15 protein-coding genes and 2 pseudogenes are annotated in these 16,106 nt (G+C 45.8%); 4 read left to right on the top strand and 13 right to left on the bottom strand.

Annotated elements, in window-relative coordinates; all coding sequences use genetic code 11:
* Positions 1 to 32: 32 nt before the first annotated feature.
* From D368_RS05540 to D368_RS05505, 8 genes and pseudogenes are all read right to left on the bottom strand, one after another.
* Positions 33 to 1,343: an ABC transporter permease gene (locus D368_RS05540; RefSeq protein ID WP_128574618.1), complete on the bottom strand. Its 1,311-nt coding sequence runs from the start codon at positions 1,341 to 1,343 to the stop codon at positions 33 to 35.
* Positions 1,333 to 2,028 carry an ABC transporter ATP-binding protein gene (locus D368_RS05535; protein WP_003152281.1) on the bottom strand — a complete coding sequence of 232 codons (696 nt, stop codon included), beginning with the start codon at positions 2,026 to 2,028 and terminating at the stop codon, positions 1,333 to 1,335. Before D368_RS05535 ends, D368_RS05540 begins: the two co-directional genes overlap by 11 nt.
* A complete protein-coding gene (locus D368_RS05530) occupies positions 2,025 to 3,026 on the bottom strand; it encodes an ABC transporter permease (RefSeq protein WP_128574617.1) in 1,002 nt (333 codons plus the stop codon). The genes D368_RS05535 and D368_RS05530 overlap by 4 nt, the downstream gene beginning before the upstream one ends.
* Before the next feature lie 36 nt (positions 3,027 to 3,062).
* Positions 3,063 to 4,048: pseudogene (locus D368_RS05525) on the bottom strand (ABC transporter permease).
* Between the two features lie 15 nt (positions 4,049 to 4,063).
* Positions 4,064 to 5,050: an ABC transporter permease subunit gene (locus tag D368_RS05520; RefSeq protein WP_128574615.1), complete on the bottom strand. Its 987-nt coding sequence runs from the start codon at positions 5,048 to 5,050 to the stop codon at positions 4,064 to 4,066.
* Complete coding sequence (locus D368_RS05515; protein WP_015418048.1) at positions 5,044 to 5,922, bottom strand: ABC transporter ATP-binding protein; 879 nt, start codon at positions 5,920 to 5,922, stop codon at positions 5,044 to 5,046. Before D368_RS05515 ends, D368_RS05520 begins: the two co-directional genes overlap by 7 nt.
* The gene (ytrA, locus tag D368_RS05510) at positions 5,915 to 6,307 is read right to left on the bottom strand and encodes a GntR family transcriptional regulator YtrA (RefSeq protein ID WP_003152275.1); all 393 of its coding nucleotides are present in this window, start codon (positions 6,305 to 6,307) and stop codon (positions 5,915 to 5,917) included. Before ytrA ends, D368_RS05515 begins: the two co-directional genes overlap by 8 nt.
* Positions 6,308 to 6,654: 347 nt before the next feature.
* Positions 6,655 to 6,927 carry a YtzC family protein gene (locus D368_RS05505; protein ID WP_071391467.1) on the bottom strand — a complete coding sequence of 91 codons (273 nt, stop codon included), beginning with the start codon at positions 6,925 to 6,927 and terminating at the stop codon, positions 6,655 to 6,657.
* Positions 6,928 to 7,164: 237 nt separating this feature from the next.
* Here D368_RS05505 and mnmL point away from each other — a divergent pair, with 237 nt between their 5' ends.
* The 3 genes from mnmL (at position 7,165) to D368_RS05490 (ending at position 9,028) form a co-directional block, all read left to right on the top strand.
* A complete protein-coding gene (gene mnmL, locus D368_RS05500; protein WP_015418049.1) occupies positions 7,165 to 8,133 on the top strand; it encodes a tRNA modification radical SAM protein MnmL/YtqA in 969 nt (322 codons plus the stop codon).
* Entirely contained in the window at positions 8,130 to 8,711 is a 582-nt protein-coding gene (gene mnmM / locus D368_RS05495) for a tRNA 5-(aminomethyl)-2-thiouridylate-methyltransferase MnmM (RefSeq protein ID WP_007613246.1), read from the top strand. Before mnmL ends, mnmM begins: the two co-directional genes overlap by 4 nt.
* A 122-nt stretch (positions 8,712 to 8,833) precedes the next feature.
* The gene (locus D368_RS05490) at positions 8,834 to 9,028 is read left to right on the top strand and encodes a hypothetical protein (protein ID WP_041482123.1); all 195 of its coding nucleotides are present in this window, start codon (positions 8,834 to 8,836) and stop codon (positions 9,026 to 9,028) included.
* Between the two features lie 17 nt (positions 9,029 to 9,045).
* Here the strand turns inward: D368_RS05490 and D368_RS05485 are convergent, their stop codons facing one another.
* The 3 genes from D368_RS05485 to D368_RS05475 all read right to left on the bottom strand — a co-directional run bounded on the left by D368_RS05485 (position 9,046) and on the right by D368_RS05475 (position 11,838).
* On the bottom strand, positions 9,046 to 9,855 hold the full coding sequence (locus D368_RS05485; RefSeq protein WP_128574614.1) for a glycerophosphodiester phosphodiesterase family protein: 810 nt from the start codon (positions 9,853 to 9,855) through the stop codon (positions 9,046 to 9,048).
* Positions 9,856 to 9,958: 103 nt separating this feature from the next.
* A complete protein-coding gene (locus D368_RS05480; protein ID WP_071392557.1) occupies positions 9,959 to 11,038 on the bottom strand; it encodes a tetraprenyl-beta-curcumene synthase family protein in 1,080 nt (359 codons plus the stop codon).
* Between the two features lie 20 nt (positions 11,039 to 11,058).
* Positions 11,059 to 11,838 (bottom strand): alpha/beta hydrolase, encoded by a 780-nt coding sequence (locus D368_RS05475; RefSeq protein WP_003152261.1) that lies wholly within the window; start codon positions 11,836 to 11,838, stop codon positions 11,059 to 11,061.
* A gap of 46 nt (positions 11,839 to 11,884) precedes the next feature.
* Between D368_RS05475 and D368_RS05470 the strand changes: the two genes are divergently transcribed.
* A complete protein-coding gene (locus D368_RS05470; protein ID WP_041482157.1) occupies positions 11,885 to 12,400 on the top strand; it encodes a gamma carbonic anhydrase in 516 nt (171 codons plus the stop codon).
* 114 nt (positions 12,401 to 12,514) lie between these two features.
* Here the strand turns inward: D368_RS05470 and alaP are convergent, their stop codons facing one another.
* Positions 12,515 to 13,981, bottom strand: a complete 1,467-nt coding sequence (gene alaP / locus D368_RS05465; RefSeq protein ID WP_486129230.1) for an alanine permease AlaP — start codon at positions 13,979 to 13,981, stop codon at positions 12,515 to 12,517.
* A gap of 203 nt (positions 13,982 to 14,184) precedes the next feature.
* A pseudogene (asnB, locus tag D368_RS05460) lies at positions 14,185 to 16,082 on the bottom strand (asparagine synthase (glutamine-hydrolyzing)).
* Positions 16,083 to 16,106 lie beyond the last annotated feature (24 nt).

The raw sequence follows: 16,106 nt of genomic DNA, 5'->3' as shown, positions 1-16,106 counted from the left end.
AAACCGGCTGATGTCCAGCCGGCTTTTTTCCTTTACAGTTCTCTTCTTAATGCGGTCAGAACGTTGGTTTTTGTCGCTTTGCGGGCCGGATTCATACCGGAAATCACCGCGACCCCCGCACAAATGACAACTGCGATCACAACGAGGCTGAGCGGGATATAGGAGAAGGTATAATGAAGATCTTCAGCTCCGGTGTTTCCCCCTACCGCTTTCAAGATAACCGGCACAGCCAGATTGACGGCAAAACTCACTCCGTAAGAAATGATAATCCCGATGACAGAACCTAATATCCCGATATAGGCGCTTTCCATCAGGAACATTCTGCGGATGATGGAAGGGCTTGCGCCGATCGCTTTCATAATCCCGATTTCCTGCGTTCGTTCCGTCACCGCCATCGTCATCGTATTGAAAATACCGATGGCTGAAATCACGACGGCGATAAAGCCGACAAAGATCAGGCCGATTTTAAAGACGAGGAAAAACGTGTTGACGCCCTTCAGCTCGGTAGTGACAGACCTGACATAAAAGCCGTCATCCGTGAGGTCATGGGTAAGCTGATCGACATGATCGAATTTGTCTGCATACACATTGATGCTTTTTTCCGCATTTCCATTCTTCAGATCCAAGAATGTCGAGAAGTCTTTCTTGAATTGATCACTCACAAAAATATTTGTATCCTCCATCCAATCTTGGGACGGTTTTTTTGTAATTCCGACTACTTTGAAGTCGTACGATTTCGTTTTTTCAACGTCTCCGTCTTTGTTTGTTTTGGAGATGCTCAGCTGTATCGTTTTATTAAGCAGGTCTTTCGTATAGCCTTTTGGTTTTTTCACCTCCGACATGTCGCCTTGGTGATCCTTTAACTCTTTGTCGTAAGCGTCAGCCTCTTTTTTCGTCAATAGGTTCTTCGCAAAATCATAGCCGACCACGATTTCATTCTCTGTGCGGGCGACTCTTCCCTGATCAAGCTCCATATTGGCTTTGACTTCATCTTTCATGTTTGTCAGCACAATGGCTGAATCTTCATTTGTTCGGTTTCCCAATGACGCTTTGTTCGGTTCATACACTTGTGTTCTCTCAACGACAGACTTGACATTTTTATACTTTTCCAAGTCTGATTTCTTCACGGCTTTTCCGTTCTCTTGGCCGAGCACATTGATTTCCGTAACAATCTGCTGGCTCATGGTAATGTCTGTAATCGTTTTTTGGATGCCGAATCCGACGGAAGCCAGCACCACTAAAAACGCGCACGCCATTGTCGTCGCCAGCACCGTCATGAAAACACGCAGCCGGTTTTTCTTCATATTTCTTCTGATAAAGTGAATCTGATCCTTAAATCTCAACAGTAACGCCCCCTTTTAATACACCGTCATGCAGCTGGAATTTTGAATGCGCGATCGAAGCGACTTCATCGTCATGCGTAATGATGACAAATGTAATCCCGCGCTCCCGGTTCAGCTGCTGAATTAATGCAAGCACCTCAAGTTCCGTTTCTGAATCGAGGCTTCCCGTCGGCTCATCGGCTAAAATAATTGACGGATTTAAAATGAGGGCTCTTGCGATACTGACACGCTGCTGCTGGCCGCCTGACAGCTCATTCGGATAATGATTCGCATGATTCTCAAGTCCGACCCGTTTCAGCATATCCGCGACTTTCTGCTTGCGTTCAGACGGTTTGACGCCTTTTAAGGCAAGCGGCATTTCAACATTTTCATAGGTTGTCAGACTCGGAATGAGCTGAAAGCTTTGAAAAATAAAGCCGAAATGCCCGAGGCGGAACTGCGCCCACTCTTTTTCATTGAAACCCGTCACATCAGTGCCGTTAATGACGATACGGCCCTTTGTCGGCGCTATGTATCCCGAAATTAAATTCAGAAGCGTTGATTTTCCGGAACCGCTCCGCCCGACGATACAGGCAATTTCCCCTTTTTCAACGGTCAAAGAGACATCCTTCAGCACCGGAACCTCACTCTCTCTGCCTTTCCTGCCGATTTTAAATGAATGATCGATATGCTGTACCTCTATCACGTACACCACTCCCCCTTATATCTGTTTCGTTTTTTATAGATGAAGTAATAACTGATGAAAAACCCGATAACCGCACCGATGAGCATGCCGAATATGTAACCGGTATACGAACCGTTATAAGCATATCCGCATACCCCCGCACTTCCCAGCATACTGAGCGACATGACGAGCACTTGAATGATGCGTTCAATGTGTTTGCTCAGGATAAAATGTCCGCTTCGTTCATTCGGCATTTTCAGGAAATTCACATAGCCGAATAGATAGAAACAAAATCCCATTAATGCGGAGATGAACAATGCGTGTTTCATGTAATACATCCATGATGTATGGATGTAAGCGGCAGGCATGAAATAGATCAGAAATCCGCTCCAAGGGAAATCAATATCCGGCACAGCCTGCCTGCCAAAAAGGAACTCGGCGTTTAACAGGTAAATCGTCATAACCACGATCGGAAAGACGGAAACCGTGAACGCTGTGATCAGCTGCGCCGCTAAATTGCCCGTTATCGTGCCGGCAGCTGTCACTAATGCGTAGATCATCAAGCTGATGACCAGCATCCCTGCGCTGAATGATTGAAAATGATGGACAGCGTCAGGTTTAAGCGCTAGGAACAATATGTCGGATACTCCGTAAGAAACAAACTGCGAGCCGGCTAACACGGCTGCTCCCAAGAAAAACTTCGTATGAAATATCCGGCTTCTCGAATACGGAAGACTCAGTGTAAACATCCTTTCAGCCCGGCCTGCTCTTATCAGAAAAAGCCCCATAACAACCGGCGGAATGAAATGAAGCCCAATCAAATTCCGATAATTGCTGTAATCGATGCTGAATGTACAAACTGACCCCGGGTACAGCTGAAGTGCACGTAAACAATCCTTATAGTGAAAATACTCATTTATAATTGCCAAAGGGCCTAAGATAGATAAGAACCCCGCTGTAAGCAGCAGCAGCGTCTGCCGCTGCTTACATTCTTTATAAAGCAAACCGCTAATCGGCACCTTGCCTTCCTCCAAACTGCTCATTTTCAAACGGATCTACATATGCTTTGACTTCCTGTAAACCGTAAAATAACTGATGAAAAACCCGATAACCGCGCCGAAGATAATGCCGGCTAAATAGCCGAACATCGTGTCTGTGACCCCATATCCGAAAACGCCGAAACCCATAACGGCAAACGCAATCACCAAAATCTGCACCGGACGGTCCAATTTTCTCCATAGAAAGAATCTGCCGTTCCGTTCATTCGGATGTTTCAGAAAGCTGACGTAACCGATCAGATAAAAGACAAGACTCATCATCATCGGAATGATTAAAACCAAATCCCTTTCTCTGATCCATTCGTTAAACACATATCCAATAGGGGTTACAAATATAAAAAGACGGGATTCGATATAACTGCTGATAAAAGAAAATTGATCTCCGACACTAACACCGAAAACGACCTCCAAATTCGCGGCCGGCAGACCGATGAGTAAAAAAGGCAGAATCGTTACGGTAAACGCCGTTAACAGCTGGGCGAATATATGTCCCGTTATTGCTCCGGATGCCATTAACAAGGCGTAAGCCATAAAACTGATGACAATCATTCCGATTGAAAAATGATCAAAATCGTACGTATGGCTCGGTTTCAGCAAAGATATCAGCAATGACGCCGCTCCATAGCCTATCGCCTGAGGAACAACAATGACTGCCCCGCCGAGCCAGAATTTAGTCTGAAAGATTTGGCCTCTGCTGTAAGGCATGCTTAACAAAGCATCCATCGTTCCCTTTGTCCGTTCCAAGCCTAATAAGAAGACAGCAATGATGACACTCACAATCCAGCTGAAGGAAAGAAGCGACCCATTCGTATAATTAACAACGAATTCACAATCTTGAAGAGCCTGGTTATTCAAACATTCTTGATATGTTGAGTAGTTGTTATAAACCAAAAAAGGGTTTGCCGCCATTAAAAGAATGCCGCTGCATAAAACAACCACTGATTTTTCTTCCATTCTGTGTACAACAATCCCCGCGGTATCATTCCGGTCCTCCTTTCTTACACATGCTTCGTTTTTTTATATATGGCAAAATAACTGACCAAAAATCCGACCGCTCCTCCGACCAGCATCCCGGCCACATACCCTGTCATCGTCTGTCCCGTCGAGTACCCCGCCAGGCCAAAACCGAGAACGGCGATGATGATCACCACAATCTGAATGGGCCGGTCAAGCTGCCTCCAGAGAAAAAAATGGCCGTTCCGTTCCACCGGCTGCCTGACATAGCAAAAGTACCCGATGGCATAAAATACAATGCTCATCACTGCCGGAATGATTAATATATACTTGCTGGCAGATACCCAATCTGTATCCATGTACATGATCGGATTCAAATATTGAAAAAGATTGTATACTTTGATATAAGCATCCACTGACGGCATCAGCTCATACATGCCGGCTCCGAAAATGACTTCCGCGTTGGACAGCGGCAACGTAATAATCAGGTATGGTGATATCGACACAGCAAACGCCGTTAACAGCTGGGCGAACGTATTCCCCGTTAAGCAGCCTGCGCTCGCGACCAATGTAAAAGCCAAAACACTCACAATAATCTCTCCGACGCTGTAATGGTGGAAGAAATATACGCGCTCAGGCTTTAACAGAAGAATGAGCAGCTCAGCCAGCCCGTAGCCGATCACCTGAGCGCCGGTAATGACCGCCGCTCCGAGCCAAAATTTAGTGTGGAACACCTGAGCGCGGGAATAAGGCAGACTGAAAAGCGCATCAATCGTACCTTTCGTACGTTCCAGTCCGAATAAGCAAACCGCCAAAATCACAGCGGGCGCCCAGTTTAAGTTCAGCATTCCGCTATCCAAAGAATTCACATAAAAATTACAATATGCTCCGTGGGTGTCCAGACAGCCTTGATAAACCAGATAGGTATTTAACACTTCAAATGGATTGACCGCCGCTAAAAAAATGCCGACCATCACAAGAACAGTTCGATTCTGCACCCATTCCCTGTACAGCAATCCCCTGTCTACCATCTCCGGTTCCCTCCAAACTTCGCGATGAAGACTTCTTCTAAGTTCACAGGAAGCTCGTTCCATACTTTAGGCTGCAGCTCTTGCAGAAAGTTCTTTTTCTTCTCATCGTTCTTTTGAATCAGCACTGTATAAAACACGCCTGCATGGTCGAGGATCGGTATGTTTTGTTCTCTGATCATCAAGTTGACATCCTCTTCAAATGCCATTTGGATTTTCATGTATTCTTCCTTCATATCATCCAAGTCCATCACATTCGTCAGCTGATTTCCTTCCAAAAACCCGATCCGGTTGCACATTCGCTCAATATCTTCTAAACGGTGTGAGGTAATCAGAATGCTCGTTTCCCGTTCAGCCACTTCATCCACCATAAGCTGAAGCACGTCATGACGCGTTACGGCGTCAATTCCGTCCGTCGGTTCATCCAAAAGGATAAGAGCCGGGCGTGAAGCAAAGGCAAGGACGAGCGCAAGCTGTTTTTTCAGGCCTGTGGATAATTCACGGTATTTCTTCGTTTCCGGAATGCCGTACCTGTTCATCAGCTCATTGGCGTAAGTCACATCAAAATTCGGATAGATTCTGCTTACAATCGCAACAAGCTGTTTATATGTATACTTGTCATAAAAAGGATTTTCAACAGGCATATAAATGATATTCTGTTTGACTTTCGGATGACGCTTTATTTCCACCTGATTAAATAAAACCGTCCCTTGATCCGGCAGCAGAATCTGCTGAATGAGCCGGAGCAGTGTTGTTTTCCCTGATCCGTTTCGCCCGAGCAGCCCGAAAATTTCCCCTTTTCCGATGGTGAGCGAAATATCTTTGAGCACTTCTTTACCGTCTATCGTTTTTGAGAGATTCCGCAATTCAATCATGATCCTTGCCTCCTTTCACATCAGCGCTGATTTCCTTTATCCATTCCTGCAGCTTCTCCAGCTCAACTCCCGCGTAATGGGCATCGATGATGAGCTGTTTCAATTGCTCTTTTATCATCGTCATCTTCCCTTCAACCAATGTCGTTTTTGCATTCTCCGATATATACGTTCCTCTTCCCCTCAGCGTTTCAATGACACCATCGCGTTCGAGCTCCTTGTACGCTTTGCTGACTGTGTTCGGATTGGCGATAATAATCGTTGCCAATTCCCTGACAGAAGGAAGTTTATCCCCCGGCTTCATGATCCCTTTTAAACAAAGCTCTTTCAATTGCTGTATGATCTGCTCATAAATCGGAGTTGAGCTTCTCGGATCGATTTGAATCATTTACTTCCCTTCTTTCTTTTACGAGCTGCTCTCTTTCTTTAAATGTTCTGCCATTGAAAACCGATGACGACAAGAACGACAAACAGACTGCTGGCTAAAACCGAGGCGGCGATAATAAGAGGCACATCTTGTTTTACGGATCTTTTGTTTTTCATGAAAGTTCCCCTTCCCTATGCTTAACATTTATATGTCGATTTCATTTTTTGAGTGTTTTATGTGTATTACATCAAGTAGTACACGTAATACAATAAACACACTCAGGCCTATTGTCAATTCTTTTTTAAAAGAAATACAAAAAAACCCGCCGGGATTCCGGCAGGTTTGCTGAACCATTTGAAACGGCGCGGTCAGTACTCAAAATTACGCTGCAAAATCATATTGTTTTGCAAGGTCTGCAGCTGCAATCTCATTCTGTAAAGCTGCTCTCTTTGCTGATCATTCGCAGATAATGACAGCTTGTTTAATTCATTCACCGCGTTTTCAAGCATCATTTGCGCTTCACTGTACTCATTATCATTATAATGCTCTTGTTTTGAAGCGGTCATAAATTGCTCATTCGCAAATTCATACGCCTGTTCGCTTCTTTGGAGATGTTCATCTACTGATTGTCTTGTTGCCAACGAAACCCCTCCTCAGTGAATGGGAAATCAAACTTAGTTTGAGCGGACCAAAAATAATAACACCCGAAGGTTGCAGGAAAGAGAACCAAATTTTCCGTGTTTAAGCTAAAAGAATGAGAATCTTGCCTGAAGTCATAATAAACAAAAGAAAGCCGCATCCTGTTTTCAGATTGTGAACCCCCATCATTCATGCTACAATTTTAGGATGCATCTGATGTGAGGGAGGCTTTTTGAACATTGAACGAGAATAACCCTTTTCCTTATTCAAATACGGAAAAACGGTACCATACATTAAATTATCACCTGCGGGAGCATTTCGGGCATAAAGTGTTTAAAGTCGCGCTTGACGGCGGTTTTGACTGCCCGAATCGGGACGGCACGGTTGCACACGGAGGCTGCACATTCTGCAGCGCGGCGGGCTCCGGTGATTTTGCCGGCAATCGGGCCGATGACTTACTCACTCAATTTCACGATATCAAAAACCGCATGCACGAAAAGTGGAAAGACGGCAAGTATATCGCATATTTCCAGGCGTTCACGAATACGCATGCCCCGGTAGAGGAGCTGCGTGAAAAATTTGAATCCGTCCTCGGGCTTGACGGCGTTGTCGGCATGTCTATCGCGACCCGTCCGGACTGCCTGCCGGACGATGTCGTGGAATATTTGGCAGAACTGAATGAGCGGACCTATTTGTGGGTTGAACTCGGGCTGCAGACCGTGCATGAGCGGACCGCACTCCTGATCAACCGCGCCCATGATTTTGACTGCTATGTTGAGGGTGTCAATAAACTGAGAAAACACGGCATCCGCGTTTGTTCCCATATCATTAACGGGCTTCCGCTTGAAAACAGAGACATGATGATGGAGACGGCCAAAGCCGTCGCTGATTTGGATGTGCAAGGCATTAAAATTCACCTGCTTCACTTATTAAAAGGCACACCGATGGTGAAGCAATATGAAAAAGGAAAGCTGGAGTTCCTTTCTCAAGAAGAATATGTAAGTCTTGTATGTGATCAGCTCGAAATCATTCCCCCGGAAATGATCGTTCACCGCATTACGGGAGACGGGCCGATCGAATTAATGGTCGGGCCGATGTGGAGCGTCAATAAGTGGGAAGTACTGGGCGCCATTCAAAAAGAGCTGGAAACACGGGGAAGCTATCAAGGAAAGCTCTTCAGAAAGATCGGGGAGGAGACCGCCCTATGACCTTGATGCACATCCTCCCTTTCAGTAAAGAATTGCTGAAGTCCGCCGCACAGGAAGGTGATATCACGGTTGACGCGACGATGGGCAACGGACATGATACATATTTCCTGGCCGGCCTTGTCGGTGAGACAGGACATGTCCATGCCTTTGATATTCAAGCGGACGCACTCGCTAAAACGAAGGAGCGGCTCGGTGCCGACTTCGGCCCGCGCGTCACGCTTCACCATAAGAGCCATGATCAAATAAAGGCATCGCTGCCTGAAGATGCGCACGGTCGTGTGGCTTGCGCCGTCTTTAATCTCGGCTATCTGCCAGGCGGCGATAAAAGCATTACGACAAACGGTCACTCAACCATTTCCGCGATCGAACAGCTCCTTGAACTGCTGAAGGAGAACGGGCTGATCGTTCTCGTTGTGTACCATGGGCATCCTGAAGGCAAGACGGAAAAAAGTGCATTACTGGAATACTGCAGCAATCTTGATCAGGAAAAAGCCCGCGTGCTGAGCTACGGCTTTCTCAACCAGCGGAACGACCCGCCGTTTATTATAGCGATTGAAAAGAAATCTGCCGGCAAATAAAGAATCGGCCTGTCATAAGCGGGCCGATTCTTTTTGTGTTTACTTTTCAGGAAAAATCAATTACTATGAAATAATGGAAAAAAGTTCATCTTTTAAGTGTAACATCTGGGAGGAGCGGCAGTTTGAATATTCTTCGCATCATATTTTCAAGTGTTCCCTATGTGATGTTTGTCATCATTTTATCAAGACATTTAGGATTTGAGTTCGCGAAAACCTATTACTGGTGGTTTGCTGCATTTTTTGTCATCGGGCTGATCGGCAAATTCGCAATGTACCTTGCGGCAAAAAAGAAACCGTTAAAAAAAGAGACAGCGTAAAATGCGCATGTCTCTTTTTATTTATTGTTTTGCAGCACGCTGCGTGTATAAGCGGGATTGTTCGTAAAGACACCATCTGCTTTTTGTTTCAGCATAATAGGCGTCAGCGTATGCTCGTCTTCCTTATCAAAAAACACGTGCACTTTCATCTTATTGTGATGAATGCGCTTCACGACTGCTTCATTTGCCAATTTGGCGTTGAGCCCGACTGTATCAGCATACGTTCTGATTACTTGCAGCTGCTTATCATTTATCTCCTCAGCCTCGTGATCTTTTAATAATCGAACAAGAGGAATTTTTTTATTCATAGAACGAACTTTCTTTAAGCTCTTCCCGCTAAAAGACTCAATGACTGCTTTATGGCTGGAAATCAGCTTATGTTTTTGTAATATGTCAATCAGTTTCTTTTCCATCACCAGGCTGCCGTTGCTTTCTCTTGTCTCAATATAGTAATTGGCAGTTTGTCCGAATTTCTGGATGATTTCTTCTAATGTTAAAATCTTTTCTCCTTTTCCCGCATTCAGTTTCTTAATCTGAGCCAAAGACAGATCATCTGTCATCCCTTTACCATCTGTTGTCCGGTCTACCGTTTTATCGTGAATCGCAATCAGACGGCCGTCCTTTGTCTCCCGTAAGTCTATCTCAATATAATCTGCTTTGTCTTTAATCGCACGTGCATAAGACAAAGCGGTATGTTCCGGCTCAATCCCAGAAGAGCCCCTGTGCGCTATCAAGACAGGATGATAGCCGGCGGAAGCATGGATGACGGAGCAGCCTCCGGAAATGGAAAGTAATGCTATGACCGCTAAATACTTTAATTTTTTCATAAAATTAAAGTATCATATTCTGCAGGCGCAAACAATGTTTCATTCTTCACGTCATAAATAAAAAAACTGCGCCGTCAATGTACACGAGAGGCGCAGTTCCCCATTACGAACTTTTCGTCCAAGCCATCTTCTGAAATTTGCGGTAGGCTCTTCCGTTGATATAAAAGAAAAATGACGTTTTTCCGCTTGCCCTGATCAGCTTTCGCGCGAGGCGGCCCATTTCTTTTTGGCCGGCGACTTTGTCATCGGATAAATAGACACCGAGCAGCCCCCTGTTGATCAGCCGGTGAAAATTTTCATGCGGAATGCCTTGCAAATGTTCATCCGCTTTTTCAATAAAATGCTGCAGTCTCTGCATCATTTCTTCATGAGACTGATAATACGTACAGAAATTCAGATCGCCTTCAAGCAGATCCTCTTCCTGGTCAATTAAATAATCGAGCAGTATATGCAGCCCTTGTATGTACGGAAAATAACTGCTGCGGATTTTCTCAGCGGTATGTTCGTTAAAATCAGGCTGGAATGAGTAAGCAACGAGACAGAAAATGCCTAACGTCGATCCGGCGCAGGCCGAGAACTCAAACCACTCCATTTCCGGAAGCTGTGACCGGTACTGCTCAAACCATGCTTTAAGCCTCGGAACGCGTTCATGCTCAACGACATGCTTATGAACCTGAAGATCGCAATAATAATCACACAGCTCAAGCAAATAAGGTTTAATGATATCGTAATGTTCTATTGACCCGAGCACCCGCTGGCATGTTCTGACCAGCTCATGAAGATAACCGCCGTCATCCCGCTCCTCTCTGTACTGATAGTACGGCCGCACCTCGGCTCCGACCGTCAGCGCGTCACGCATGGAAAGATGAAGCATGCGGAAGTCCTCCGGATCAAGCGAGGTGCTGCGGTCGCACAGATTGTCCAGATAATCACTGATTGTCTGATACGCGATGATAAATTGCACGCATTTCTGTTTTTGTTCTCCCGAAAGCAAGGCTAAAATGCCGCCGCCTTCACAATGAAACGATTTATCGCGGATACTTGCGGCCGCCTGCTGCCGCAGTTCGGTATTTTTAATGGAATCTGATTTTTCCCGCCACATGTTCAATTCCTGATGAACGAGCGGAAAAATTTCCCGATACACTTTTGCCATAAGGTTAAAAGGATGTTCCGGTACTGTCAACATATGCACCCCCAGCGAATTCAAATATACTGATCTGTAAAGGCTTTTGCCGCCTTAAACACAGTTTCTCTTTCCGGTTCATTAAAAATTTCATGATAAAGCCCTTCCCATTCCCGATACGATTTATTATGGGAAGCCACACCGGAAAACCATTTGCGGACCTTCATTTTATCGACGATTTTGTCATCACCGCCCTGCATAAGCAAAAGCGGCACCTTTAAAAACGCATCAGTCGGCACCATAGCGGCATCAATGGTTTTTAAAAGCTCTCTGTACCATCTTACGGATACCTTCGTGACATATAAAGAATCGTTTTGATCCGCTTCAATCATATCCGCATTCCTCGTTGCCATATCAGGTGATAAGCCGGAATCCACTCTGAGGGACGGAGCGAGGACGTTCAGCCCTTTAGACGCAAAATCAAGGACTTTATTGACTTTTATTTGCAGACCCAGACAAGGTGATGATAAAATGAGTGCCGTAATGCGGGGATTTCTCTGCTGCTTAAACCATTCTATCGCAATCAGTCCGCCCATGCTGTGTCCCAAAAGGAAAACGGGCGCTTCAAGCGTTCTCGCTTTATCAATCCATATATCTACTTCATCAATGTATTCTTGGAAAGAGCGAATATGCCCTCTGGCGCGGGTCGACGTTCCCTGACCGGGCAAATCGCCCATCACCACGTTATATCCGGAAGATCTCCACATTTCAACGAGCCATTTATAACGCCCGTGGTATTCGCTTGCCCCGTGGATAATGACAATGGTACCGACGGGCCTGTCTGCTTTCCAAGTCCACATGCAGTTCACCTCTTACATAAATTTAGAGAAAGAAGGATGAGACATGATAATCTACCCTTATAAACAATTTACGCCTGACATACATCCTGAAGCGTTCATTGCGGATAACGCCGTCATAACGGGCGACGTCGTGATCGGAGAACAGTCGAGCATCTGGTTCTCGGCAGTCATCCGGGGAGATGTTGCGCCGACAAAGATCGGAAAAAGAGTCAGCATACAAGACTTGAGCTGTCTGCATCAAAGCCCGAACCGCCCGCTTCTTATTGAAGATGACGTCACGATCGGCCATCAGGTTACACTGCACAGCGCAATCATCAGAAAGAATGCTTTAATCGGTATGGGCTCCGTCATTCTTGACGGGGCGGAAATCGGAGAAGGCGCGTTTATCGGCGCCGGAAGTCTCGTTCCCCCGGGCAAAACCATTCCTCCCGGCTGTCTTGCTTTCGGCCGGCCCGCAAAGGTTATCCGCCGGCTGACAGAAGAAGACATACGGGACATGGAAAGAATCAGAACGGAATATGTTGAAAAAGGCCGATACTATAAAACACTGCAAGAGAAATAAAAAAGATCAGCTTTGTTTTACTACTGTACCATTTTTCAAAATATTATTTAAGTAAAAACCATTTGCATTCTCCCGATTGTCAGGAAACAGAAGCAAAATGTTCCGGAATTTGTTTTATTCTCCCCCCGCCGGCCCGATCCTATGAAAAAAAGAGCCCATGTCCCGGGCTCTTTTTTTTACGCTTTTTTCGGCGAATGTCTGTCCGTTTTCCAGATCTATGTCTTTTCTTTTATGGAAACCTTTCCCGTAATAGGCGGCTAATAATATGCCGAACCAGACAGGACCGATGATGACGGCCACCCTGGTCTCTGCATCAAAAGCCATCAGCACAACGACAAAAGCCAGAAATGCCAGCGAGATATATGAGGAAAAGGGGTATAAAGGCATTTTATATTTGAGTTTTTTCCGTTCTTCCGGCTGTAAGCTTTTACGGTATTTCATTTGGGAAAGCAAAATAATCGACCATGTCCAAATCGCCCCGAACGTCGCAATGCTCGTCACCCACGTAAACACTTTCGCCGGCACCACGTAGTTCAGCAGGACGCCGATGCATAACGCGCCCGCTGAAACCAATATCGCTTTTCCCGGCACACCGCCTTTTGTGACCGTACCGTATGCTTTAGGCGCTTCATTTTGCTCCGCCAGATTGAACAGCATGCGCCCCGTGCTGAAGATCCCGCTGTTGCAGGAAGAAAGAGCCGCCGTCAATACGACAAAATTAATGATTCCGGCTGCAGCGGGTATTCCGATTTTTTCAAATGTCAAAACAAACGGGCTCCCGCCTGAACCGATTTCCTGCCACGGATAAATTGACATAATGACAAACAAAGCTCCGACGTAAAAAATGAGAATGCGCCAAAAAACAGTATCTATGGCCCGCGCCAGTGATTTTTCCGGATTTTTGACCTCACCGGCTGTGACACCGATCAGTTCAATCCCGAGATAGGCAAACATGACCATCTGAAGCGACAGCAGCACCCCTTTAATCCCATTCGGGAAAAAGCCGCCGTGGCTCCATAAATTGCTGATTCCGAGCGCAACGCCTCCGTTTCCGAGACCGAATACGATCATCACCAGACCGATCGCGATCATTGACAGAATCGCCAATACTTTAATGAGCGCAAACCAGAATTCAAGCTCACCGTACGCTTTGACCGCCAGAAAGTTGACAGCCGTCATAATGACGAGTGCACAAAGCGCCCAGATCCATGACGGCACGTCAGGGAACCAGTAGCCCATATAAATGCCGACCGCGGTGATTTCCGCCATGCAGGTAACAACCCATAAAAACCAATAATTCCAGCCCGTTAAAAACCCGGCAAGCGGACCGAGATAATCTCTGGCATACCGGCTGAATGAGCCGGCTACAGGCTTTTGAATCGCCATTTCCCCCAATGCCCGCATAATAAAAAACATAATCAGTCCGCTGCAGGCGTAAGCGGCTAAAATCCCCGGCCCGGCAAGCTTTATGGCAGAAGCTGACCCGAGAAACAGCCCGACTCCAATCGCGGCGCCCAACGACATAAGCGAGATATGCCGCTCTTCCAAGCCGCGGTGAAGCGTTTTTTCTTTGTTTTGCATAACTCTCCCTCCCCCTGATTTTGACAAAGAAACGACAAACCGAGACAAAATAGCCAGAAAACTCTTTCCGGAATCTACCCGATTAGTCCTATTATAACCTTTTTCTGAATATTGCGTAATACTTTGTCGAAAACAGAGCGGAATAGACGGTTTACAAAAAACAATAAAAAAAAGGCTTTCGATGTTATCGAAAGCCTTTTGGATTAAACGAAAATGACTTCTTTCGGCTGATGATTCAGCTCTTCCGGCACCAATCTTTTTTCGACATTGATGCTGTGCCAGATCATGAAGATCAGCACGGTCCAGATTTTGCGGCTGTTGTCCGCTCTGTCGGCACAATGATCTTCCAGAAGCTGAAGGACATAATCCTTTTCAATATAAGCATCTGTTTCACTTTCACGAATGATGTTGCGAACCCATTCGTTCATTTCATTTTTCAGCCAGTGGCGGATCGGCACAGGGAAGCCGAGTTTTTTGCGGTTAAGCACATGATCAGGCACTACCCCTTCAGCAGCTTTGCGCAGAAGGTATTTCGTCGTGCCGTTTTTCGTTTTCAATTCATCCGGAATTTTTGAAGCTACGTCAAACACGACTTTATCAAGGAACGGCACGCGCAGTTCCAATGAGTTGGCCATCGTCATTTTGTCAGCCTTTAACAGGATGTCGCCGCGCATCCACGTATGGATGTCAACATACTGCATTTTATTAATGTCGCTGTATGAACGGCTTTCCGTAAAGTACGGCTTCGTGACATCACGGTATGAAAGCTCTGGATTGTAATGTTTGAGCAGCTGTTTTTCACGGGCTCTTCAAAAATCTTCGCATTACCGATATAGCGCTCCTCAAGCGGTGTGCAGCCGCGGACTAAGAGGCTTTTCCCTCTCATTCCTTCAGGCATGACGGACGCCACATGAAGAAGCATTTTTTTCAGACCGGACGGAATGCGTTCAAACGGTTTAAGCGAAAGCGGTTCGCGGTAAATATTGTACCCGCCGAACAGCTCGTCCGCGCCTTCCCCGGATAATGCAACCGTTACATGCTTTTTCGCTTCTTTCGCGACAAAGTACAAAGGAATCGCCGCCGGATCTGCAAGCGGGTCATCAAAGTGCCAGACGATTTTCGGAAGCTCATTCATATACTCCTCAGGAGAAATGACTTTGCTTATATTTTCAATCCCGAGCGCGGCAGCCGTTTCCTTCGCTACGTCAACTTCACTGAAGCCCTGCTGCTCAAAACCGACGGAAAATGTTTTAAGGCTCGGGTGAAATTCTTTCGCAACTGAGACGATAAAAGAAGAGTCAATACCGCCGGATAGAAACGAACCGACAGGAACGTCACTTCTCATGTGAACTTTGACAGAGTCAAAGATTGCGTCTCTGACTTCTTTCACCAATTTATCTTCATCAGACTGAACAGGCTTAAAGTTCGCTTTGAAATATGTTTTAAACGCGATGTCGCCTTCCGGGCGGATCGTAAACTGGCTGCCCGGCTCGACTTTTTTCACTTCAGCGTCAAGCGTGCTCGGTTCAGGAACGAATTGGAAAGACATATATTGCTGTAAAGAAGCTGTATCAAGATCAATACCGTTTTGAGCGGCCATTAAACTCTTTCTTTCAGATGCAAAATATACTTTGTCCCCGATGGTTGTGTAATACAGCGGTTTAATTCCGAACGGGTCTCTCGCGCCGTACATGACGCGGTCAGCCTTGTTCCAGATTAAAAACGCAAACATTCCGCGAAGCTTTGAAGCGGCTTCTTCTTTATAATGACGGTATGTCGCAAGGAGCACTTCGGTATCGGAATCTGTATTGAAAGTGTAGCCTTTCGCTTCAAGCTCTTCTCTCAATTCAATGTAGTTATAGATTTCGCCGTTAAAAATGATCCAATATTTTTCGTCTTCATATGATAAAGGCTGTCCGCCGTTTTCTACGTCAATAATACTGAGCCGTCTGAAGCCGAATCCGACGTGCTCATCATGATAATACCCATCGCTGTCAGGACCGCGGTGAACGATCATTTGGTTCATTTGTTTGATTAGCTCTTCTTGATCTGCGGTTTGAGTTAATGGATGCTTATTAAAAACACCGACAAATCCACACATAGTATAGCCTCCATAAGTGTAATT

This window comes from Paenibacillus lentimorbus NRRL B-30488 (assembly GCF_000411595.1).
In the GTDB taxonomy this organism is placed as follows: domain Bacteria; phylum Bacillota; class Bacilli; order Bacillales; family Bacillaceae; genus Bacillus; species Bacillus velezensis.
This window is presented reverse-complemented; position numbering and strand designations above follow the sequence as displayed.

Coding starts and splice junctions, on each gene's coding strand:
- D368_RS05520 (WP_128574615.1), bottom strand. CDS start 5,050: ATGGTAGACAGGGGATTGCTGTACAGGGAATGGGTGCAGAATCGAACT.
- D368_RS05515 (WP_015418048.1), bottom strand. CDS start 5,922: ATGATTGAATTGCGGAATCTCTCAAAAACGATAGACGGTAAAGAAGTG.
- ytrA (WP_003152275.1), bottom strand. CDS start 6,307: ATGATTCAAATCGATCCGAGAAGCTCAACTCCGATTTATGAGCAGATC.
- mnmM (WP_007613246.1), top strand. CDS start 8,130: ATGACCTTGATGCACATCCTCCCTTTCAGTAAAGAATTGCTGAAGTCC.
- D368_RS05485 (WP_128574614.1), bottom strand. CDS start 9,855: ATGAAAAAATTAAAGTATTTAGCGGTCATAGCATTACTTTCCATTTCC.
- D368_RS05475 (WP_003152261.1), bottom strand. CDS start 11,838: ATGTGGACTTGGAAAGCAGACAGGCCCGTCGGTACCATTGTCATTATC.
- alaP (WP_486129230.1), bottom strand. CDS start 13,981: ATGCAAAACAAAGAAAAAACGCTTCACCGCGGCTTGGAAGAGCGGCAT.